Annotated in this window: 22 protein-coding genes; 9 read left to right on the top strand and 13 right to left on the bottom strand. The window is 72.4% G+C overall.

Annotated elements, in window-relative coordinates; all coding sequences use genetic code 11:
- Nucleotides 1–483 precede the first annotated feature (483 nt).
- Together ADK65_RS38880 and ADK65_RS19030 are read left to right on the top strand one after the other, a co-directional pair.
- Nucleotides 484–657 (top strand): hypothetical protein, encoded by a 174-nt coding sequence (locus tag ADK65_RS38880; protein ID WP_167526749.1) that lies wholly within the window; start codon nucleotides 484–486, stop codon nucleotides 655–657.
- Between the two features lie 56 nt (nucleotides 658–713).
- Nucleotides 714–1,196 (top strand): GNAT family N-acetyltransferase, encoded by a 483-nt coding sequence (locus ADK65_RS19030; protein WP_053671502.1) that lies wholly within the window; start codon nucleotides 714–716, stop codon nucleotides 1,194–1,196.
- Between the two features lie 21 nt (nucleotides 1,197–1,217).
- On the opposite strand, the gene ADK65_RS19025 is transcribed toward ADK65_RS19030, so the two are convergent.
- The 3 genes from ADK65_RS19025 to ADK65_RS19015 all read right to left on the bottom strand — a co-directional run bounded on the left by ADK65_RS19025 (nucleotide 1,218) and on the right by ADK65_RS19015 (nucleotide 4,361).
- A complete protein-coding gene (locus ADK65_RS19025) occupies nucleotides 1,218–1,637 on the bottom strand; it encodes a VOC family protein (protein WP_053671501.1) in 420 nt (139 codons plus the stop codon).
- Between the two features lie 208 nt (nucleotides 1,638–1,845).
- Nucleotides 1,846–3,201: an amidase gene (locus ADK65_RS19020; RefSeq protein WP_053671500.1), complete on the bottom strand. Its 1,356-nt coding sequence runs from the start codon at nucleotides 3,199–3,201 to the stop codon at nucleotides 1,846–1,848.
- A gap of 134 nt (nucleotides 3,202–3,335) precedes the next feature.
- Nucleotides 3,336–4,361, bottom strand: coding sequence for an alpha/beta hydrolase family protein (locus ADK65_RS19015; protein WP_063788034.1), 1,026 nt, complete (start codon nucleotides 4,359–4,361; stop codon nucleotides 3,336–3,338).
- A 160-nt stretch (nucleotides 4,362–4,521) separates the two neighbouring features.
- Between ADK65_RS19015 and ADK65_RS19010 the strand changes: the two genes are divergently transcribed.
- Complete coding sequence (locus ADK65_RS19010) at nucleotides 4,522–4,995, top strand: carboxymuconolactone decarboxylase family protein (protein ID WP_053671499.1); 474 nt, start codon at nucleotides 4,522–4,524, stop codon at nucleotides 4,993–4,995.
- 21 nt (nucleotides 4,996–5,016) lie between these two features.
- Here ADK65_RS19010 and ADK65_RS19005 read toward each other — a convergent pair whose 3' ends face one another.
- Nucleotides 5,017–6,438, bottom strand: a complete 1,422-nt coding sequence (locus tag ADK65_RS19005; protein ID WP_053671498.1) for a lipase maturation factor family protein — start codon at nucleotides 6,436–6,438, stop codon at nucleotides 5,017–5,019.
- Between the two features lie 297 nt (nucleotides 6,439–6,735).
- Here ADK65_RS19005 and ADK65_RS19000 point away from each other — a divergent pair, with 297 nt between their 5' ends.
- Together ADK65_RS19000 and ADK65_RS18995 are read left to right on the top strand one after the other, a co-directional pair.
- On the top strand, nucleotides 6,736–8,823 hold the full coding sequence (locus ADK65_RS19000) for a SpoIIE family protein phosphatase (RefSeq protein ID WP_053671497.1): 2,088 nt from the start codon (nucleotides 6,736–6,738) through the stop codon (nucleotides 8,821–8,823).
- 22 nt (nucleotides 8,824–8,845) lie between these two features.
- Nucleotides 8,846–9,709 (top strand): Fpg/Nei family DNA glycosylase, encoded by an 864-nt coding sequence (locus ADK65_RS18995; RefSeq protein ID WP_053671496.1) that lies wholly within the window; start codon nucleotides 8,846–8,848, stop codon nucleotides 9,707–9,709.
- 19 nt (nucleotides 9,710–9,728) lie between these two features.
- Here ADK65_RS18995 and ADK65_RS18990 read toward each other — a convergent pair whose 3' ends face one another.
- From ADK65_RS18990 to ADK65_RS18975, 4 genes are all read right to left on the bottom strand, one after another.
- Nucleotides 9,729–10,907 (bottom strand): PP2C family protein-serine/threonine phosphatase, encoded by a 1,179-nt coding sequence (locus ADK65_RS18990; RefSeq protein ID WP_420709050.1) that lies wholly within the window; start codon nucleotides 10,905–10,907, stop codon nucleotides 9,729–9,731.
- A gap of 110 nt (nucleotides 10,908–11,017) precedes the next feature.
- Nucleotides 11,018–11,671, bottom strand: coding sequence for a zf-HC2 domain-containing protein (locus ADK65_RS18985; protein WP_053671495.1), 654 nt, complete (start codon nucleotides 11,669–11,671; stop codon nucleotides 11,018–11,020).
- A 151-nt stretch (nucleotides 11,672–11,822) separates the two neighbouring features.
- Nucleotides 11,823–12,329, bottom strand: a complete 507-nt coding sequence (locus ADK65_RS18980) for a hypothetical protein (protein ID WP_053671494.1) — start codon at nucleotides 12,327–12,329, stop codon at nucleotides 11,823–11,825.
- Nucleotides 12,330–12,481: 152 nt separating this feature from the next.
- On the bottom strand, nucleotides 12,482–13,027 hold the full coding sequence (locus ADK65_RS18975; protein WP_053671493.1) for a sigma-70 family RNA polymerase sigma factor: 546 nt from the start codon (nucleotides 13,025–13,027) through the stop codon (nucleotides 12,482–12,484).
- Nucleotides 13,028–13,248: 221 nt separating this feature from the next.
- Here ADK65_RS18975 and ADK65_RS18970 point away from each other — a divergent pair, with 221 nt between their 5' ends.
- On the top strand, nucleotides 13,249–14,397 hold the full coding sequence (locus ADK65_RS18970) for a CapA family protein (RefSeq protein WP_053671492.1): 1,149 nt from the start codon (nucleotides 13,249–13,251) through the stop codon (nucleotides 14,395–14,397).
- Between the two features lie 118 nt (nucleotides 14,398–14,515).
- On the opposite strand, the gene ADK65_RS18965 is transcribed toward ADK65_RS18970, so the two are convergent.
- Nucleotides 14,516–14,977, bottom strand: coding sequence for a universal stress protein (locus tag ADK65_RS18965; protein ID WP_053671491.1), 462 nt, complete (start codon nucleotides 14,975–14,977; stop codon nucleotides 14,516–14,518).
- A 111-nt stretch (nucleotides 14,978–15,088) separates the two neighbouring features.
- Between ADK65_RS18965 and ADK65_RS18960 the strand changes: the two genes are divergently transcribed.
- Entirely contained in the window at nucleotides 15,089–15,517 is a 429-nt protein-coding gene (locus ADK65_RS18960) for a hypothetical protein (RefSeq protein ID WP_053671490.1), read from the top strand.
- 88 nt (nucleotides 15,518–15,605) lie between these two features.
- Entirely contained in the window at nucleotides 15,606–16,451 is an 846-nt protein-coding gene (locus tag ADK65_RS18955; RefSeq protein WP_053671489.1) for a polysaccharide deacetylase family protein, read from the top strand.
- A gap of 39 nt (nucleotides 16,452–16,490) precedes the next feature.
- On the opposite strand, the gene ADK65_RS18950 is transcribed toward ADK65_RS18955, so the two are convergent.
- A complete protein-coding gene (locus ADK65_RS18950; RefSeq protein ID WP_053671488.1) occupies nucleotides 16,491–17,159 on the bottom strand; it encodes a class F sortase in 669 nt (222 codons plus the stop codon).
- Nucleotides 17,160–17,510: 351 nt separating this feature from the next.
- Between ADK65_RS18950 and ADK65_RS18945 the strand changes: the two genes are divergently transcribed.
- Nucleotides 17,511–18,029: a hypothetical protein gene (locus ADK65_RS18945; RefSeq protein WP_053671487.1), complete on the top strand. Its 519-nt coding sequence runs from the start codon at nucleotides 17,511–17,513 to the stop codon at nucleotides 18,027–18,029.
- 76 nt (nucleotides 18,030–18,105) lie between these two features.
- On the opposite strand, the gene ADK65_RS18940 is transcribed toward ADK65_RS18945, so the two are convergent.
- The 3 genes from ADK65_RS18940 to ADK65_RS39610 all read right to left on the bottom strand — a co-directional run bounded on the left by ADK65_RS18940 (nucleotide 18,106) and on the right by ADK65_RS39610 (nucleotide 19,779).
- Nucleotides 18,106–18,633, bottom strand: a complete 528-nt coding sequence (locus tag ADK65_RS18940) for a hypothetical protein (RefSeq protein WP_053671486.1) — start codon at nucleotides 18,631–18,633, stop codon at nucleotides 18,106–18,108.
- A 225-nt stretch (nucleotides 18,634–18,858) separates the two neighbouring features.
- Nucleotides 18,859–19,623 (bottom strand): DUF4239 domain-containing protein, encoded by a 765-nt coding sequence (locus tag ADK65_RS18935; RefSeq protein ID WP_107092328.1) that lies wholly within the window; start codon nucleotides 19,621–19,623, stop codon nucleotides 18,859–18,861.
- 24 nt (nucleotides 19,624–19,647) lie between these two features.
- Nucleotides 19,648–19,779 (bottom strand): hypothetical protein, encoded by a 132-nt coding sequence (locus tag ADK65_RS39610; protein WP_033308025.1) that lies wholly within the window; start codon nucleotides 19,777–19,779, stop codon nucleotides 19,648–19,650.
- Nucleotides 19,780–19,970 lie beyond the last annotated feature (191 nt).

Below are 19,970 nucleotides of genomic sequence, written 5' to 3'. Positions count from 1 at the left end.
CCGGGTGACGAGCACGGCGTTTCCCCTCTTGCGGTGCCCGTCAGTCCAGCACGGCGAGCCGGGAGTTGCGGGCCGGGCACGCTGCCGACCCGGCCAACGGCACCTGAGCTGGGAACCGTCCGAAAAGCGCCGTCCTCGATGTACGCCGTTCGAGTGATTCACGAAACGCCTATTCAGTTACAAACCGGTAGGTAAACCGGAGTTGAACGCGGGATGACGCGCGATCGTTACCGGTTGTTTTCAGCCCCATCGAGCGGGGCCCTGCTCATTTGGTTAGTCTGATGCGGACGGACAGCAGCACGGGGTCCTACCCACACCCACGGTCCGTCATGGGACCAGCCGGTTCACCACGGCCTGCTCTCCCGTGAGTCGACCGGCGCCACCGCGTCCGAACTGCATTTGGCATAGAGGCCCGAGCGGGCGTCAGGCGCAGCAGGACCGGCGCGTACGTCCCGAGGGTGACCGACACATAAGGAGTGCGCGGTGACACCGGAGAAGACGAATCGCGATCAGCGCCCCAAGGAACGCGGCGAGCGCGCCGGCCGACGGGCCGACGAGCTCGGCAGCCTCGACGTGTGGGCCCGTTCGGCCCCGATCCGCCTCGCGGGCTACGAGGACGACCTCGCGGAGCCCCACATCCTGCCCAGCGTCGACTGACATCGGGCGCACCCCTCCGCGACCTCCGAGCGCATGGCCGTGCCAGACTCGCGCCCATGCTGATCAGGGAAGCAACGGCTGACGACTGGCCTCGCATCTGGCCGTTCTGGCACCGCATCGTCGCCGCGGGCGAGACCTACGCATGGGACCCGGGCACCTCCGAGGAGGAGGCCCGGGTCCTGTGGATGAACCCGGCGAAACGCGTCTACGTCGTCGAGGACGACAGCGGTGCTGTCGTCGCCTCCGCCTACCTCACCCCCAACTACGGCGGCCCCGCCGCGCGTATCGCCAACGCCGGCTTCATGGTCGACCCCGGCCGGGGCGGCCGGGGTTACGGGCGGGCCCTCGCCGAACACCTCCTGGCCGAGGCCCGGGCCGCCGGCTACCGGGGCATGGTGTTCAACGCAGTCGTCGAGACCAACCCGGCCGTGTCACTGTGGACCTCCCTCGGCTTCACGATCCTCGGCACGGTGCCCGACGCGTTCGACCACCCCCGGCACGGCCGGGTGGGGCTGCACATCATGCACCGGGCGTTGTAGGCGGCCGGGAGTGCGCGACCGTCAGGGCCGGACGTACGGCCGGGTCATGATCTCCATGTTGTGGCCGTCCGGGTCGTCGAAGTAGGCGCCGCGACCGCCGAAGAGGTCGTTGACCCGGCCGGGCCGGGTGTGGCCCGGGTCGGCGTAGTAGGTGACGCCGAGCGCCTCCAGCCGGTCGATCATCCCGTCGAAGCGTTCCTCGGGCACGAGGAACGCGTAGTGCTGGGACTGGATCGGCTCGTCGGTCTTCGCGTAGTAGTCGAGGGTCACGCCGTTGCCCAGATCGACGGGCAGGAACGGGCCGAAGGGGGCGCCGACCTCCAGACCCAGGACGGCCGCGAGGAACTCCGCGGACAGTTGGCGGTCGGAGGCGTAGACGGCGGTGTGGTCGAGGCGGGCGACCGTGGTGGGCAACGCGGTGGCGTGCGGGGTGTGGGACATGCGTGGGTTCTTCTCCGAGTCTCGAGGTCCGTGAGGAAGCGCCGTCCAGGGGCGCGGGGACGAGGACAACGAAGACAGGAGGCGGGGCGCGTGCCCTCTCCGGCTCTCGGGCGGGCCCGGGCGGGGTCACCCCCGCCGCGCTCACTCCGAGGCCGGGCGCCTCACTCGTGCATGGCCTACGGCCGACCCGGCAGTCACCCGGCCGACCCTAGTCCATCGGCGCCGTGCGCTGCCACGGGTTTCGTTCCTCCAACTGCCCGGCCAGAGCGAGGAGTCGGGACTCCGTGCCGGGGCGGCCCACGAGCTGCACGGCGCACGGGGCTCCCGAGGGGAGGGTGCCGCAGGGGACGGACATGGCGGGCCAGCCGGTCAGGTTCCACGCGGGCGTGAGGGGCGAGTAGTTCGTGTTCGCCAGCACGTTGCTCAGCCAGCCCCGCTCGTGCCAGGGCCCGGCCTTGGGGGAGCGGCGGGCGAGCGCGGGCGTGAGCAGCACGTCGTGCTCGGCGAAGAACGGCTCCAGCCGTCGGCGCAGCCGCTCGCGGCTCGCCCCGGAGCTCACGGTGCGCAGGAAGGGACGGCCGAGCCGGGCGTGGACGCGGGTGCGCCGGGTCAGCAGCCGGGGGTCGAGCGGCCGGGCGTCCGCGGCGGTGCCCGCCGTCCAGTGCACCAGGGAGGTCGTGGCGAGTGACATCGGGTAGGGCGGGTCGGCGCGCCGGACCTGGTGGCCCGCTCTCATCAGCAGCGCCGCGGCGTCCCGGGCGGCCGCCGCGTACGGACGGCTGATGGTGACGCCGGCCAGCGGGCTGCGCAGCGACACGGCGATCCTGAGGACGCCGGGCGCCGGCAGGTGACCGGGCTCCGTGCCGGGCTCGGCACCGGCGAGGACCGAGAACATCAGGCGGGCGTCCTCGACGGTCGTGGCGAGCGGCCCGTTCTCCGCCATGCCGAACCAGGTGCTGTCGCCCTCGTCGGCCGGGATCACCCCATGCCCCGGCTTGATGGTCACGAGGCCGCAGTTGGCGGCAGGTATGCGCAAGGAGCCCATCCCGTCGTTGCCGAGCGCGATCGGGACCATCCCGGCGGAGACGGCCGCCGCGCTGCCGCCGGACGAACCGCCCGCCGAACGCGTGGGGTCCCAGGGGTTGCGGGCGATGCCCAGCACGCCGTCCGTCGTCCCGAAGACGCACAGCTCGGGGACGTTCGTCACCCCCACGACCACCGCGCCCGCCGCCCGCAGCCGGGCCACCGTCACATGGTCCCGCGCGGCGGGCGTGTCCGGCGTCGCGGCCGAACCGATCCGCCGGGACTCACCGCGCACGGCGAGGTTGTCCTTGACGGCCACCGGCACCCCGGCCAGGGGCAGTTCGGCGACATCGCCGCGCGCCGCCAGCTCATCGGCCTCGGCCAGGGCCGCCTCGGCGCGCACCGCGCGGAAGGCGCCGACCCGGCCGTCGAGCCGCTCGATCCGGGCGAGGTGCTCGGCGACCACCTCGCGGGGCGTGACCCGCTTCTCGCGTACGGCGGCGGATATCTCGGCGGCGGTGCGGCCGGCCCACGTGGTCACAGTGGCTCCTCGAAAGGGGAGAGGGCGGACTTACTGACGAGTACGTAGGGAGAACTGTGCACCCGGCGAGGACCGTGCGTCGAGGTCGCGGACCGGGCCGGGGCCGAACCGTTGCCGTGGGGGGGGCGGTCGGCTCAGCGCAGGTGGCGTGCGAGGAAGGCTTCGGTGACGTCCATCGAGGCGGCCCACTTCGGCCCGAACGTGTGCCCCTCGCCGGAGACGGTGCGGAGATCGACGTCCTTGCCCGCCTTCCGGAACGTGGCGGCGGCCTCGCGTGACCAGGCGAGGGGGCAGGTGTCGTCCTCGGTGCCGTGCTGGATCAGCAGGGGCTCGGTGAGGCGGTCGGCGTGGGTGAGCGGGGAGACACCCCGCCAGAACGCCGGGTCGTCCTCGGGAGTGCCGTGCTTCTCCTCGATCTCGGCGACGACCGGATCGCCCTCGGGCCGCTGGAAGTGGTCGATGTTCTCCTCCGGTCGCGCGCTGACCGGGGCGTAAGCCACCGCCGCGTCGAACAGGCCCGGCGCGACGACCAGCGTGTTGTACACGACTCCGCCGCCCATGGACCGCCCGAACAGCCCGATGCGGTCGCCGTCGATCTCCGGGCGCCCGGAGTCGCGCAGGGCCAGGGCGGCGCCGATGACGTCCTCGGTGTAGCCGAGGCGCAGGTTCACGTCGTTGTCCGGGTCCTCGTCGGAACCGGCGTGATTGCGGTAGTCGGTGTGCAGGACGACGTAGCCGCCGCGGGCCAGGCGGTCCTGCTCGCGCGGCATGCCCTGGCCGCTGACGTACACGTCCGGGTCGATGTAGCCGTGCGCCAGCACCAGCGCCGGGAAGGGGCCCTCACCCGCGGGGATGTTCATGATCCCTGAGATCGTCAGGCCGTCGGCCTCGTAGGTGACGGCGTAGCGGGTGTAGGCGGACGTGCGGTCGAGCACCGCGCCGAGGCGAAGACCGGAGCCGGTGTGCTCGCGCTGGATCAGGGCCCGAAGGGAGACGGGGTCGGCCGGGGTGGGGGAGGGGGGGGTGCGGGGGGTCTCCTGGGCGGCCCGGGCCGGTGCCGTGGAGGCCATGGAAGCACCGTCCCCCGCGCCGCCGGTGCAGCCCAGCGCGACGGCCAGCAGCAGTCCGGCGGCCGCGCAGGCGATGCCCCGAGGCCGCATACGGCCCAGTGTGACGCGGCGGAGCGCCGGGGGACAGGTCCGCCCGCGCGCGAAGCCCCGCAGCGGGTCTTATGGCGCAGGTCACATGCGCCCATGTCACATCGAGATCGGCCGCTGCCTCATAGGGGTGTACGCACCGACAACGGCAGAGGAGCTCACCATGAGCGCACGACTGGACGTCTTCGCCATTCCGAGCGCGAGCAAGGTCGTGAAGCAGTTCCACTCCCTGGGGCGGCTGGTGGTGGAGTCGCCGCTGCCCGCCGCCACCCGGGAACTGGTCTCGCTCCGCACGAGCCAGATCAACGGCTGCGCGGTCTGCATCGACATGCACACCAAGGAGGCCGCCGCGGCGGGCGAGAGCTCCGTCCGTCTCCATCTCGTCGCGGCGTGGCGGGAGGCCACGGTCTTCACCGAGGCCGAGCGAGCCGCGCTGGAGCTGGCCGAGCAGGGAACCAGGATCGCGGACGGAGCCGGCGGCGTGCCGGACGCCGTGTGGCGGCGAGCCGCCGAGCACTACGACGAGGAACAGCTCATGGCGCTGGTGACCCTGATCGCCTTCATGAACACCGCGAACCGGCTGAACGTCATGCTCGAGCAGCCGGCGGGCGACTACCGGCCCGGCCAGTTCGCGTAACCCCGGAGCGCCGGAGCCGGGTCAGGCCCGCCGGCCCGGCCCCGCCAGCCGCGTCGGCGGCAGGTACTCCCGTACGTACGTCCGCTCCCAGCACGCGCCCGTCTCCCGCAGCTCGCGCCAGGTCGTGTAGCGGTAGCGGAACAGGCGGGCGCGCACGTACCGAGGGGGTTCCCCCGGCGGGAACGGCGAGCGGCGCAGCAGCTTCAGGGTGTCCCGGTCGTTCTCCAGCAGCCGTTCCACCAGCGTCCCGAACCAGGACTCCGCGTAGGCGGGGGAGAGGGCCGCGAACCACATCAGCCAGTCGAGCCGCAGATGGTAGGGAGCGAACTGGCGCGGCCAGCGCCGCGGACCGCCCGGCTTCCCCTTGAACTCGTACTCCCGCCACCCCGATTCCGGGTGCGGTACGTCGTCCGCGGTGCCCTCCACCACCACCTCGTACCGCACCCGGCTCACACTGCCGAACGCGCCGTAGGTGTTGACCAGATGCAGCGGGTCGAAGGAACGGTTCATGACCTGGCGCCGGGACACCATGTTGCGCACCGGCCGGTAGCCGAGGCCGAGCAGCAGCGCCGACACCGCGAGCACCACGACGACGTACCACAGCGGGGCGCCGGGCACCGTGGGCGGATCGGCCGGGAACCGCACCGCCGAAAGGGCGAGCACGATCGTGATCCAGTTCAGCCAGGAGAAGTTGCCCGACAGCACCAGCCACAGCTGGGTGACGATCATCAGCGACGCGGCGGCCGTCGCGACGGGCTGCGGGGTGAACAGCAGGAACGGCACCACGAGCTGGGTGACGTGGTTGGCGGCCACCTCGACGCGGTGCAGGGGTCTGGGCAGATGGTGGAAGAACCAGCTCAGCGGGCCCGGCATCGGCTGCGTCTCGTGATGGTGGTCCAGGCAGGTGAGCTTGCGCCAGCAGGCGTCGCCACGCATCTTGATCAGACCCGCGCCGAACTCCACGCGGAACAGGACCCACCGCAGCAGGAACAGCACCACGACCGGCGGCGCCACCTCGTCGTTGCCGAGGAACACCGCGAGGAACCCGACCTCCAGCAGCAGCGACTCCCAGCCGAACGCGTACCAGGTCTGCCCGACGTTGACGATCGACAGATACAGCGCCCACGGCACCAGCCACAGCAGCATGCCGCCCCACAGCGGCAGCAGCGAGTCCAGCCCGGCCAGCAGCGCCGCGGACACCGCGCAGCCCGTCCATGCGCAGAGCGCGAAGAAACGGTCCGAGTAGTGCCACTGGAACAGGCTCGGCGCCCGTGTGAACGGCACCCGCTCGACGAACCGCGGCACCGGCAGCATGCCGCGCCGGCCGATCAGCGCGCGGAACTGGAGCGCCGCCGTCAGGAACGCCACCAGATACACGGCCGCCAGCGCCCGCTGGAAGACCAGCCGGGTCAGCCAGTAGCCGGATGCGGCGAACCATTCCACGGCCGTGGGGCCCTCCTTCCCGTGCGGCGCCGGAGGCCCGGCCCTCACGCTCGGTGTCCCGACGCTGCGGTTGCGTGACCGGGGCGACCGAAGCCCACCATAGTGCCGGCCCGGCTCCTGCCGGACTGCCCCGATCCGTCCGGTGGAGCCGGAACGATTTTCCGGCGGCCGGGCCGCCGACCGCATCCCCGGCGGCCCCTCGGGCGTCTTCAGTAACCGAGGGCCGGTCCGGCGCGGCGGCTCGTACACTCGGCACATCCGGTCGAAGAATCGGACGAACCCTGGCAAGGTGGGCCCATGGCTGATCGGGGAGCGAGAGCCCTGTCCTTCCCGGACGACTGGCCCGCCCACCCGGACCCGATCCTCGCGCTCAACCGGATGGGCAGCTTCGACTGGGATCTGGACACCGGCCTGATGCAGATGGACGCCCAGGCCCACGAGGTCTTCGACGTGCGCTCCGACGAGTACGACGACCACCCCGAGACCCTCGCCCAGCGCGTACCGCCCGACGAGTCCCGCCGTCTGGACACGGCCGTCTCACAGGCGCTCAAGGACGGCAGCGAGAACTACGGCGCCTATTTCCGCATCCGTCGCCGCGACGGCAGCCTGCGCTGGACCCACACGCAGGGCTACATCCGGCGCGACGACACCGGGCGGCCCCGCCGCATCATCGGCATCATCCGGGACGCCACCCAGGAACTCGGCGAGATCGACGCCCGCCGCGACCAGGCGGCCCGGGACGAGGCCCGCCGGCAGCAGACCAGCGTCGTCGAACTCACCACGGCCGCCCTCGCCCACGCCCGCACCGTCCAGGACGTCATCGACGTCCTCAAGGACACCCACGGCCTGGTCCACCTGGGCGCCACCAGTCTCGTCATGGGCCTGGTCGAGGCCGGCCGCATCCGTCTGGTCGCCGAGGGCCCCGTGGGCAGCTTCGTCCCCGGCACGCGCGTCACCCGGATCGACGAGCCCTACCCGATGAGCGAGGCCGTCCGCACCCTCGGCCCCTGCTTCATCGAGTCGCCGGAGGAGTTCGCCGAGCGCTACCCGATCCTGTGGCCGCACATCACCGGCCTCGACATCACCTCGGCCGCCTATCTGCCGCTCATCGTCCAGGCCCGGCCGATCGGCGCCATGGGTCTGCTCTACAGCGACCGGTACGGCTTCACGTCCGAGGAGCGCAACATCCTCGTCGCCCTCGGCAGCAGCATCGCGCAGAGCCTGCAGCGGGCCATGTTCTACGAACAGGAGATGGACCTCGCCCAGGGCCTCCAGCAGGCCATGCTGCCGCGCACCATCCCGAGCGTGCCCGGCGCCGACGTCGCCGTGCGCTACCGCGCCGCCACCATCGGCGGATCCGCCGGCCGGGACATCGGCGGTGACTGGTACGACCTGATCCCGCTGCCCGGCGGCCGGGTCGGCGCCGTCATCGGCGACGTCCAGGGCCACGACACCCACGCGGCCGCCGTCATGGGCCAGCTGCGCATCGTGCTGCGCGCCTACGCCGCCGAGGGACACCCCCCGGCCACCGTGATGGCCCGGGCCTCCGTCTTCCTGCACGAGCTCGACACCGACCGCTCCGCGACCTGCCTCTACGCCGAGGCCGACCTGTCCACCGGCGTGCTCCAGATGGTCCGGGCCGGTCACATCGACCCGCTGGTGCGCCATCCCGACGGCTCCTGCCGCCGCGTCCCCGTGCCCGGCGGGCTGCCGCTCGGCCTGTCCGCCGAGTTCGGCCGCCTGGAGTACCCCGTCACCACCATGGAGCTCGACCCCGGCGACACCCTGCTGCTGTGCACCGACGGTCTGGTGGAGCAGCCCGGCGCCGATCTCGACGACGGCATGCGCACCCTGAGCGCGCTCGTCGCCACCGGCCCCGAGGACGTACGGGACCTCGCAGAGCGCCTCATCGAGGTGGCCGACGAGCGCGGCGGCGACGACGACGTGGCCCTGCTCCTGCTGCGCCGGCGCGGACCCGAGGGCCCGCAGTCCGGCCGCCCGCTCCAGCGGCGCGTGGCCCCCGGCGACCCCGGAGCCCTCGCCGAGACCCGGCACATGATCCGCACCGCGGTCGCCGCCTGGGGCGTGGGCGATCGCGTCGACGAGATCGAACTGGTCGCCGACGAGCTGATCACCAACGCCCTGATGCACACCGAGGGCTCGGCGCTCGTCACCCTGCGCGCCTTCACCGGCTCCGAGCCCCGGCTGCGCGTCGAGGTCGCGGATTCCTCCAGCGCCCTGCCGCGCCGGCGCGAGGCGGGCGAGTCGGGCGTCTCCGGGCGGGGCCTGCTCCTGGTCGAGCTGCTCACCGACGCGTGGGGCGTGGAGGCCCGGGGCGGCGGCAAGGCCGTGTGGTGCGAGTTCGTGGTGCCCGGCCGGGACTGACCCCGCGTGGCACTCTGGACCTATGCCGGAACTCCCCGAGGTCGAGGCGCTCAAGGACTTCCTGACCGAGCACCTCGTCGGCCACGAGATCGTACGGGTGCTGCCCGTCGCTATCAGCGTCCTGAAGACGTACGAACCTCCCCTGTCCGCGCTGGAGGGCCACGAGGTGGTCGGCGTACGCCGGTACGGCAAGTTCCTCGACCTCGCCACCGCGGACGGGCCGCACCTCGTGACGCACCTGGCCCGGGCGGGCTGGCTGCACTGGAAGGACCGCCTCCCCGACGGCCTGCCCCGCCCGGGCAAGGGCCCCCTCGCGCTGCGCGTGGCCCTGGAGACCGGCGCCGGGTTCGACCTGACCGAGGCCGGTACCCAGAAACGGCTCGCGGTGTACGTCGTGGGCGATCCGCAGCAGGTCCCGGGCGTCGCCCGGCTCGGCCCGGACCCGCTCGCCGACGACTTCGACGAGCGGCGCCTCGCGGAACTCCTGGCAGGCGAACGACGGCAGCTCAAGGGCGCGTTGCGCGACCAGAGCCTGATCGCGGGCGTGGGCAACGCCTACAGCGACGAGATCCTGCACGTGGCGAAGATGTCGCCCTTCAAACTGGCGGCTTCCCTGAGCGAGGAGGAGACCGGGCGGCTCTACGCGGCCCTGCGCGACACGCTCACCGAAGCGGTCGAACGCTCCCGGGGCGTGGCGGCCGGGCGGCTCAAGGCGGAGAAGAAGAGCGGGCTGCGCGTCCACGGCCGCACCGGCGAGCCCTGCCCGGTGTGCGGCGACACCGTCCGTGAGGTGTCCTTCAGCGACTCCTCGCTCCAGTACTGCCCGACCTGCCAGACGGGCGGCAAGCCGCTGGCGGACCGCAGGATGTCCCGGCTGCTGAAGTGACCGGGCCCGGGCCTCGCGGCTACCGGGACGGCGGCGACCACTCGAACATCAGGATGGTCGCGTCGTCCCGCAGCCGGCTCGTCGGCGAGTCCAGGATGGAGTGGATGAGCCGCCGCAGCGTCTCGGACGGCAGCTCGCCCGCGGCCGTCGCCCCGATGATGTAGTCGGCGAACTGTTCCAGCCCGAACTCCGCGCCGTCGACGGCCCTGGCCTCCGTGACACCGTCGGTGTACATCAGCACCCGGTCGCCGGGCTTCAGCGCGATCTCGTGCGTCTCCCGCCTCCGCTCGGTCAGCAGGGACGGCATCCCCATCGGCAGGTCCGGCTCGCGCCGCATGGCGTCGACCAGCGGCCGCCGGTCGCGGATGAGCAGCGGGGTGGGGTGCCCGCAGTTGACCCACCGCAGCATCCCCGAGGCCAGGTCCAGCTGGGCCAGGACACCCGTGCAGAACTGGTCGGGAAGCCACTGCGACAGCGCGTCGTCGACGCTCTCCACCAGTTCGGGCAGGTCCGCCCCGGTGCGCCGGGCGTTGCGGCACGCGGCCAGCGACACCGCCGTGGTGAGCCCGGACGCCAGGTTGTGCCCCATGGAGTCGAGGACCGCGACGTGCAGGGTCGTCTCCGTCAGGGAGTGGTCGAATCCGTCGCCCCCGAGCTCGTAGGCCGGCTCCAGCACGGCCGTCGACACGACATGGGAGGTGCCGATCGTCCGGGGCGGGAGGAAGGCCCGCAGCATCTCGGCGGGCAGGCGCATCGGCCGGGTGCGCAGACGCCGTACGAAGGAGTCCTGGTACGCCCGCGCGGAGGTGATCATCATGGCGAGCAGCTGGGCCAGGGCGCGGCCGCGGCGCAGCACGTCGGGTGTCAGGGCGGGGGAGTTCACCGCGATGACGCCGAGGCGTTCGGCACCGTCCACGAGCGGGATCCAGGCCGTCATGCCACCCGCGTCGGACACCTCCACGCGCAGGGACTGGGTGCGGTAGGTCCAGCCCGCGAGGGAGCCGTCGACGAGCAGCGGGGAGGCGACGTCGGTGAGCGGTACGAGGCGGCGCTGCTGGATGTCGGACAGGTAGACCACGGAGCTCTGGAGCCCGAGGGCCTTGGTGCAGCGGGCCGCCGCCGTGGGCAGGTCCAGGGTGGCGTTCTCCGGGTCGGCGAGGAACTCCTCCAGCCGGCCGCCCCCGGGCTCTGCCGTCACCTCGTCTCCCCTCACCGGGACCGCGGGCACCCGGCGATCCTCCGGGTGCGTCGTCCAGCAGTCTCACACCGGGGCGTGCCCGGCGCCCGGCGGCAGGGGCGGACGGATGGTCAGCTCGGCCGGATCCTCCACAGGACCTCGCCGGCCGCCGAGCGGATCTCGTAGCGGGCGATGTCCTCCGGATGCAGGGAGGAGCTGGCCATCATCGTGTGGGGGCGGTCGTCGTGGCCGGGCCCGTGCCAGCTGGTCGCGGTCTCCTCGGTGCCGTTGTGGCCGATGATCACCAGATGGCAGGCGCGTGAGCCCGCGCCGTCCTTGACCTGCAGCTCGACCTGGCTGCCCGAGGCCTCGTCCGCTGTCGTGACCTGCGCCCACACCCCCGTCCTCGTGTCGGTCGCCGCGACGGTGCGGGCCTCTTCGGCGTTGCCCTCGGCCATCATCGCGATGCCGGGGACCGACGCCGCGAAGACGACCGAGGCGGCCAGGGCGAACAGCAGACGTCTGCGTCCGGTCCGGCGCCGGGTCGCCACCTCGGCCAGCAGTCCGTCCAGCATGCGCGGCCCGGGCTGCGCCATGGGGTGCACGAACCGTGGCGTCGACCGCCGGTACAGCATCAACTGCCGTGTGGTCGGGCCGAATTCCGTCACCTCTGCAGCGCACCGAGGGCACTCCATGAGGTGGTCCTCGAAGCGGAAGGCCTCCGCCTCGTCCAGCACGCCGAGCGCGTAGGCCGCGACGTCGCGATGCCTCTCCAGGGACCTCATGCCGAATCCTCGTGCCGTTGGGTGCGGGTGGGGTTACTCCTTGCTCCCACCGGTACGGACCAGGCAGCCGAATCACTCAAGCCGGTGACACAATCGCAACCAAAGGATTCGGAGCCCTCCGGCTCCCGGATTGGTCCGGGTCCGCAGAAATCTAAAAAAGATGGATCGCGAGGTGTCCCAGCGGCAGTCCGAGCTGCCAGGCGGGTGTCCAGACCTTCGGTCCCTCGTCCTCGCCGACCACCGGAGCGCCGCCCGGGACCGCGTTGAGATCGGGCGCGAGCAGCTCCGTCTCCTGCAGCCAGCGCCAGGCCTCCTCGGCGAGCTCCAGGTCCGGCGCGGGCCGTCCCGACGACGCGGCGCCGAGCTCGGCCAGCCGCTCACGCACCCACTCCTGCCACGGCTGGTCGTACGCCGTCAGCGACAGCCACGTCTCCAGCTGCGTGATGACCCGGATGCCCGACAGCTCCCCGTCGGTGTCGGACAGGAAGACGGTCAGCGCCAGGGCATCGCGCCCGGCACGGAACTCGAAGGACGTCGGCGGCATCAGATCGCCGGTCCGCAGCAGCTCGTCGGCGATGTACTCGGCGTACAACCACGCCATGGGGACGGTCAGTTCGCCGTCGGCACCGTCCGTGTTCCCCTGCTCTTCGTCCAGCATCCCTTCCTGCCTTCCTCCGGTACGTGCGCGTCGCCCGACACCGGGCCCCGAGGAGGCTGACGGCCCCCTCCGGAACACGGATGGGAACAGCCGATTACTCAACCGGGGTCATCGGCAAGGCGCTTTACGGAGGCTTGACCCACCCATTGGTTTCACCGCAGGTCGGCGGCGTATCCCGGAAGCACCCTGCGCAGGGCACGCAGCGCGTAGTACGCGCGGGACTTCACGGTACCGGGCGGAATCCCGAGGGCCGTCGCGGCTTCCGCCACACTCGCCCCCTGGAAGTACACGAGCACCAGGACTTCACGGTGCTGCGGAGTGAGTGTCTTCACAGCCTCGCGGACGTCCAGCATCGCCGCCGCCCGCTCGGCGTGGTCGGAGATGACGCGCGCGTTCTCCAGCACGGCGTCGCCGACCTCGGGCGGGCGGGCCTGGCGGGCCCGCCGGGCGTCGATCGCGAGCCGCCGCGCGACGGTCATCAGCCAGGGCCGCACCGAGTCGAAGTCGTCGGCGCGCAGGGCCTCGGGGTGCTGCCAGGCACGCACCAGCGTCTCCTGGACCAGGTCCTCGGCGCGCTGCCGGTCGCCGTCGCAGAGCCGCAGCAGCAACGCGAAGAGGGGCCGGCCGTGCTCGCGCTGCAGCGCGGCGAGCTCGTGCTCGGCGGTCGTTCCGTTCGTGAGAGTGGATCCGGCCGTCATGGCCGTATGCCATCGCAGGGCGCGGCCCCGGCACAGGGCACGTACCCGGCTGTGCGACGGACGGTCGATCGCGTCGACGAACGGTTCGACGAACGGTCGGGCCCCCGGCCATGTGGGTGCCGGAGGGGCTGATGAGCGTGTCGGAGACGCGTGGGACCGCAGGAGCCTTCTTTCCTGATGGTGCGTAAATATGACCACAACGCCCACAGTGGGGTGAATGCATGCTCACACGCAGTCGACAGATCGCCCTGGCCCTGACCGTCCTCCTCGCCGCGGGCGCCGCTTGCCAGGCCCGCGGCCACGCGCCCGACCGCGGACGCCCGGCGCCGGCCGCCGGGTCGCGCGGGTTCACCCTGGTCGCCTCCGGTGACGTCCTCCCGCACAGCACGATCATCGACCGGGCCCGCTTCGACGCCGGCGGCACCGGCTACGACTTCCGGCCCATGCTCGCCGGGATCCGCTCCGTCGTCTCCCGCGCCGACATCGCCCTGTGCCATATGGAGACCGTCTACGGCGCGAACGGCGTCTACACCGGCTACCCCACCTTCAAGTCCCCGCCCGAGGTGGCCGAGGCCCTGGCCGCCACCGGCTACGACGGATGCTCCACCGCCTCCAACCACACCCTGGACGACGGTGCCGACGGCATCCGCCGCACGCTCGACGCCCTCGACCGCGCGGGCGTCCGGCACGCCGGCTCGGCACGCACCGAGGAGGAGGCACGCACGGTGACGGTCCTCGAGGCCGGCCCCGCCGAGGTCGCCCACCTCGCCTACACCTACGACACCAACGGCATCCCGCTCCCGCAGGGACAGCCCTGGGCCGTCGACCTCATCGACGAGGCGAGGATCGTCGAGGACGCCCGGGCCGCGCGCCGGGCCGGCGCCGACGTGGTCGTGGTCTCCCTGCACTGGGGCACCGAATGGCAGGACGCCCCCGACGACCTGCAGCTGACCCTGGCCAGGAGCCTCACCGCCGCGCGCACCGGGGAACGCCCCGACGTCGACCTGATCCTGGGCACCCACGCGCACGTCCCGCAGGCCTACGAGAAGGTCAACGGCACCTGGGTCGTCTACGGCATGGGTGACCAGATCGCCGGCGAGATGACCAACCACCAGGGCGCCAAGGACCCGCGCGGCAACCAGTCCACCCTCGGCCGCTTCACCTTCGCCCCGCCCGCACGGCCGGGGGAGCGCTGGAAGGTGACCAGGGCGGAGTTCGTCCCCCAGCTCTTCGACGTCGACGCGGGCCGGGTCGTGAACCTCAACCGGGCGCTCGCCCAGGGCGCCGACCTCCGAGCCGTCCGCGACCGTATTCGCGAGGTCGTCCTCAGCCGCGGCGCGGCCGGGGACGGCCTGATGATGGGGGAGTAACGCCGACCGGGGCGCGGTCCGACCCGGGGTGACGAAGGCCGTGCGCAAGGTGTGCGGAGTCGTCGCGGATCCTCGTGCCCCGGCGCTCGCGTGCCACCGACCGGAGACATGGGTCCGGCTACGGCACGACGGTCACCGGCCACCGGCCCGCCTTCACCAGGCGTACCGCCACCGAGCCGACGATGCGGTGGCCCGCCTGTTGCGAGGCGCCCACGACCACCGCGTCCGCCTTGAGTTCGTCGGCGGCCGTCACCAGGCCGTTGTACGGGTCGCCGCGGAACGTGTGGAACTCCCAGCGGACCTCGAACATCCCCTTGAGCCGCTCGGCCGCGTCCCGGATCTGCGCCACCAGGTCCTCGGCGATCTCGTCCGTCGTCCCGGCCACCGGCGCGCCCAGCGCCGCCCCCGCCGCCAGCACGGGCTGCACGTACACCACGGCGAGCAGCGCGTGCTGCCGGCGGGCCAGCCCGGCCGCGTAGGCCGCGGCCCGCAAGGAGGAGTCGGAGCCGTCCACCCCGGCCACGATCACCTTCGGCCCGTCCGTGCCCCGCTCGAACTGATGGGAGTGCTGTTCCGTCACGCCGCGAGGCTATCGGAACGCCCAGGTCCGGCTGCAGGGCGGGGACGGGGACTTGATGCGCCGTGACCGTACCGCCCTCAAGGGCGTCATGGAGTTCATGGTCGCCGAACCGTGCGCGGTGAACCGTGCGCCGTCGCACGGGAGCTGGGCGTGCGCAAGGTCTCGCTGAACTGCCCCGCCTCCGGCAACGCCGAAGCTTTCGCGTCCGTACCGTCGATGCGCACGTTGTGGGGAGAGGGAACGGGGCACCCGAACGGCGGCAGCGCCCCCGCCACCACGGCGGGGCAGCCGTCGTCGGCGGCGCTCGGCCTCGCCGGAGGGGACGGGACCGAGCCCGCCGACGCCCTCTCCGGCCTGCCCGAGGTCCGCGTCCGGCACCACAAGCCGGACCGGCTGCGCCTCGCGACTTCGACGGCATCGTCCTCGTCGTCCTGTGCGACTGGCGGGACACCACCAACTCGCCCTGACCCGAGGCCTCCGGCCCTCACCGGACTCACCCTCCGCGAGACCCTGCCCTTCCCGCCGGTGCGCCGCCAGTGACCCACCGTGTGGGCCGATCGGGTGAATGTGTGCCGCCGCACCGGTGTTGCTCGTGTGCGTCTGCCTTCCGCCGGGCGACTCATGAGTCATGAAGAAGGATCAGTTGCCCACCCGGTTGTTCACCAGGCGTCACGCGATGATCGCGGGCGCCGGAGCGGTGGGAGCGGCCGTGACGGCCGGAGTGGTCACAGCGGTCACCGGGGACGGGCCCGGCACCTCGACCCCCGCCTCGGGCCCCCAGGCCCGCCGCCACGTCAATTCCTCCGCATACCGGCTGCAGCCCCTGACCGGCTTCGGCCCGCCCCGTGCCGCGCCACGCCGGACCCTGGTTCACCGCGAGGCGCCGCTGCGCGTGTCCGGCCGGGGCCGCACCATGGTGCTCACCTTCGACGACGGCCCCGATCCCCGCTACACCCCGCACATCCTGGACACCCTGGCCGAGTACGACGTGCGGGCGATGTTCTTCGTGTGCGGCGAGATGGTCGCCGGCGGCAGGAACCTGCTGGCGAGGATGGCCGACGAGGGCCATGTCGTGGGGAACCACACCTGGTCCCACCCCCTGCTCACCCGCCTCACCCGACGGCAGATCCGCTCCGAGATCGAACGCACCAGCGACGTCATCGAGGACGCCTACGGGGAGCGCCCCGAGTGGTTCCGCGCGCCCTACGGCGCCTGGAACCGCACCACCTTCCGGATCGGCGCGGAGCTCGGCATGGAACCCCTCGGCTGGACGGTCGACACCCTCGACTGGGCCACCCCCGGCGTACGGGCCATCGCGAACCGGGTCGAACGCGGCGCCGCACCCGGCGTCGTGGTGCTCTCGCACGACGCCGGCGGCGACCGCTCGCAGAGTGTGCGGGCCCTGCGGCGCTATCTGCCCGAACTGCTGGACTCCGGCTACCACGTCACCGTGCCCCGGCGGAACTACGCCTAGGGGACGTACCAGGGCCTTCGCCCGCCGGACCGGGCGCGCTCAGCGCACCGCGACCAGGCGGGCGAAGGCGACGACATTGCCCGCGTAGCCCTCCTGCTTGGAGAAACCGCCGCCGCAGGTGATGACCCGCAGTTCCGGCGCGCCCTTGGAAGCGTAGACACGGTCGCCGGGGAAGTTGTCCTTCTCGAACACCTCGACGCCGTAGATCTCGAACTCGGCGGTCTTTCCGTCCTGTCGGGCGACCTCGACGCGATGTCCCTGCCTCAGGGCCCCGAGTCCGTAGAACACGGCGGGCCCCTGCTGGTTGTCGACATGGCCGACCACGACCGCGGTGCCCTTCTCGCCGGGAGTGACGGCACCGGTGAACCAGCCGGCCAGGTTGGGGTCCTCCGGCGGCGGCGCGCCGACCCAGCCGTCCGCGTCCAGGCCCACGGGGATGATCGGCGCGTCGACCTGGATCGCGGGGATCCTGACCCGGTCGGGGAGGGCGTAGGGCAAGGGCCGGACGCTGCCCGCGAAGGCGCCGCCGGGCACCCGGCTGTCCGCCGCGGCCGCACTCGCCGGCTGGGGCGGACCCTCGTCGAACTCTCCCGAACCGTTCCGGATGAGCGCGAGACCGGTCAGCAGGACCAGCGCTATCACGCCCCACGGGGCGCGCTTTGTGGGCCGCGCCTCCTCTTCCGCTCGGGCCAGCTCGGACGCAGACATTCGCCTTCCCCTCTCGACCCGGCCGTCGCCGTGTCCATCGCGCATAGCGACACGCTAAGTGGCGTGCGGGAAACCGGCGACGGGGCGGCGGCGAACGGGTGGCCCGGGTTCGTGAGGGGTGGTGCGGTGCTATGAGGTGAGCCATCCGAGTTGCCGCCGCGAGGAAATTTCTGACGGTCTGTGACCTGCGGCGATATCCGAACGGACGCTTGTCCCGCAGCGCCTTCTCTCACCGGTACGGACCATTCCCGAAATGCGCCTCGCGGCACGGCAACTGACTGTCTTTCTGGGAGGCGCTTTCTCGCCGATCGACCGGGGACGGGTCCCGGGGCGTCTTCCGCGGAGGTTCACATGCGTAACACTCGTGCCCTGGCGGTCGCCGGCGCAGCGGTCGCCGCCCTCGGTCTCTCCGCCCCCGCGGCCGTCGCGTGGGACACACCGAGCAACATCACCGCCCTGCCCAGCGTGATCGCCCGTGGCGGTCAGCTGACCATCACCGTCGACGGCTGCCGGAGCGGCGGTACGGCGACGTCCAACGCGTTCTCACCGACGCGGCTCTCTCCGGTCGGCGGCGGCAAGGGCAACGAGGACGGCCGGGGCGGCACCGGAAGCGGGACCGCGCGCGGCACCGCCACCATCAACAGCAACGCCCGCCCCGGCTCGTACGACATCACGGTCGACTGCAACGGCAGGCGGATGACCAAGCCGCAGGCCTTCACCGTCATCGGTGGCGTCCGTGGCGGCATCGGCGGCAGCAGCACCACCGGTGCGACCCCGACCGACATGGCCATCGGCGGCGGTCTCGTGGCCGCGGCGCTGGTCGGCGGCGGTGTGTTCTGGATGCGCCGCCGGGCCGAGCGGCGCATCTGACACACCCCACCCGCATCGCCCCGGCTCCCTCCCATCAGGGGAGCCGGGGCGATGGCCTTGCCTGCTCGCGGGTGTGTCAGCCGGCGTCGCCGTCGGTGCGGCGGCGCGCGAAGTGGTAGGCGACGCCGAGCGATCCGGCGATCAGTGCGGCGCCCAGCCCGATCTCCTTGAGGTCGAAGCCGGCGAGGGTGCCGCCCTCACCGGCGTGCACACCCTTGCGGGGGTGGTGCGCCGGGTGACGGTCGGGGTGGTGCGCCGGCCGCCCGCGCGCGATCGTCAGACGCGCGAACCCCCTCGACCCGTCACACTCGAACTCGACGTCGTAGAGCGCGCCGGGCTCGGCGTCCCGGTCGACGACCACCGTCGTCCAGGTCTCGCCCCGCGGGATGGTGACCGGGTCGAAGGCCGGTGAGTCGACCGCCGCCTCCCCCCGGCACGCCCGGTTGCGTGTGACGTGCAGGGTCACCTCACCCCCCGCCCTGACGGTGGAGGGCAGGACGCTGAAGTTGAAGTCGGTCTGGATCGCCGCGTCGGCGGCGGGCACGCAGGAGGTGAGGGCACCGGCACCCAGCAGTACGGCCGAGGCGAGGCATATCGCGCGCATGGTGAATCCTCCGGGTCCCCGAGGAGCAGCCGCGGACCTGTTCCGCTCACGTCACACATGCACCTCGATGCCCGAAACGCTAGGAAGACGCGCGCGACGGCGCGATCGCAGTAGCGCGAACGGGTCACGGGTGTGCGCCGCCCGGGGGAACACAGCAAAGGCGGCCGGGGGACGGCGACGGCGTGTCGCGCGCCCCCCGGCCGGGGCCCGTGCTGCGGGGCGCCGTCAGTCGCCGACGCCCGGGAAGAGGTTCAGGAACGGATCCGCCGAGGCTGTCACACCCCTGCTGTAGGGCGAGTCGAAGTCCCAGATCAGGAACAGCAGGAAGGCGATCAGCGCCGAGAACAGCCCGGCGAGGACCAGTTCGCGTGTCGTTCTGCGGATCTGCAGTGCGAAGATCATCCCGATGGTGATCACGGCGCCGGCGACCAGCCCGAACCACACCACGCCCGGCATCGTCTCCCCGGTCGACTCGGCCCGGGCGATGCGGGCCTGGTTCGCCGCTGTCACCTGGTCCAGGAGCGGCTGGTAGGCCTGGGCCTCGAAGTCCGTCGCCGGCTCGTAGTCGGTGACGTCCTCGCGGATCCGCTCGAAGAGTTCGGTGCCCCGCCCGGTGACCTCGCCCTTGTCGGCCATGGTGTCCCACTCGGTGGTCACGACATGGCTCACGTAGTTCCGGATGTCGTCCCTGATGCGGTCGCGTTCCTCGGCGGGATAGACCCGCACCCGCTCCGAGATCTCGTGCAGCGCGGTCGCCTCGGCCTGGACGTGGTCCTGTGCGGCGCTGCGCCCCTCCCAGACACCGGCGATCGCCAGACCCAGGACGATGGCGTAGACCACGCCGATCCACATCGTCATGTACTCGATGACGTCCGGGGTCTCACTGGGGTCCTCGTCCTCCGGGGCCGCGCGGTGGCGTACGAAGGTGATGACGACCACCACGGCACAGGCGGCCAGCATCGCGAGGGTGAGAACAAGCCATTCCGGCAAGAGGTACCTCCTGGGCTTCAGGGATCAGCGCGCACGCAGCGCGGCGACGGCCACCACCGCGGGCACCGTGACGAGCAGGACGAAGGTGAGCGGCGACAGCGTGCCGTTCGCCGGCCGTGGCCGCGGCGGTGCGGCGCGGTAGCGCGGATAGTGCACGGGCTTCGCGGACGGGGCGGGCGTGGCCGACGGCGCCGGCGGCGGGGGAGCGGGCTCCGGTGCGGGGGGAGGGGGCGCCGGCGGTACCGGGCGCCACCCCCCCGCCGGTCCCCGGCCGTCCGGCGACGGTCCCCATGACCGAGAGCGAGACCGGGACCGAGCGGCCCAGGGTCGGGCTCCGGGCCCGCAGC

This window comes from Streptomyces sp. NRRL B-1140 (genome assembly GCF_001280065.1).
In the GTDB taxonomy this organism is placed as follows: domain Bacteria; phylum Actinomycetota; class Actinomycetes; order Streptomycetales; family Streptomycetaceae; genus Streptomyces.
Note: the sequence above shows the minus strand (reverse complement) of the source record. Positions and strands in the feature narration are given on the sequence as shown.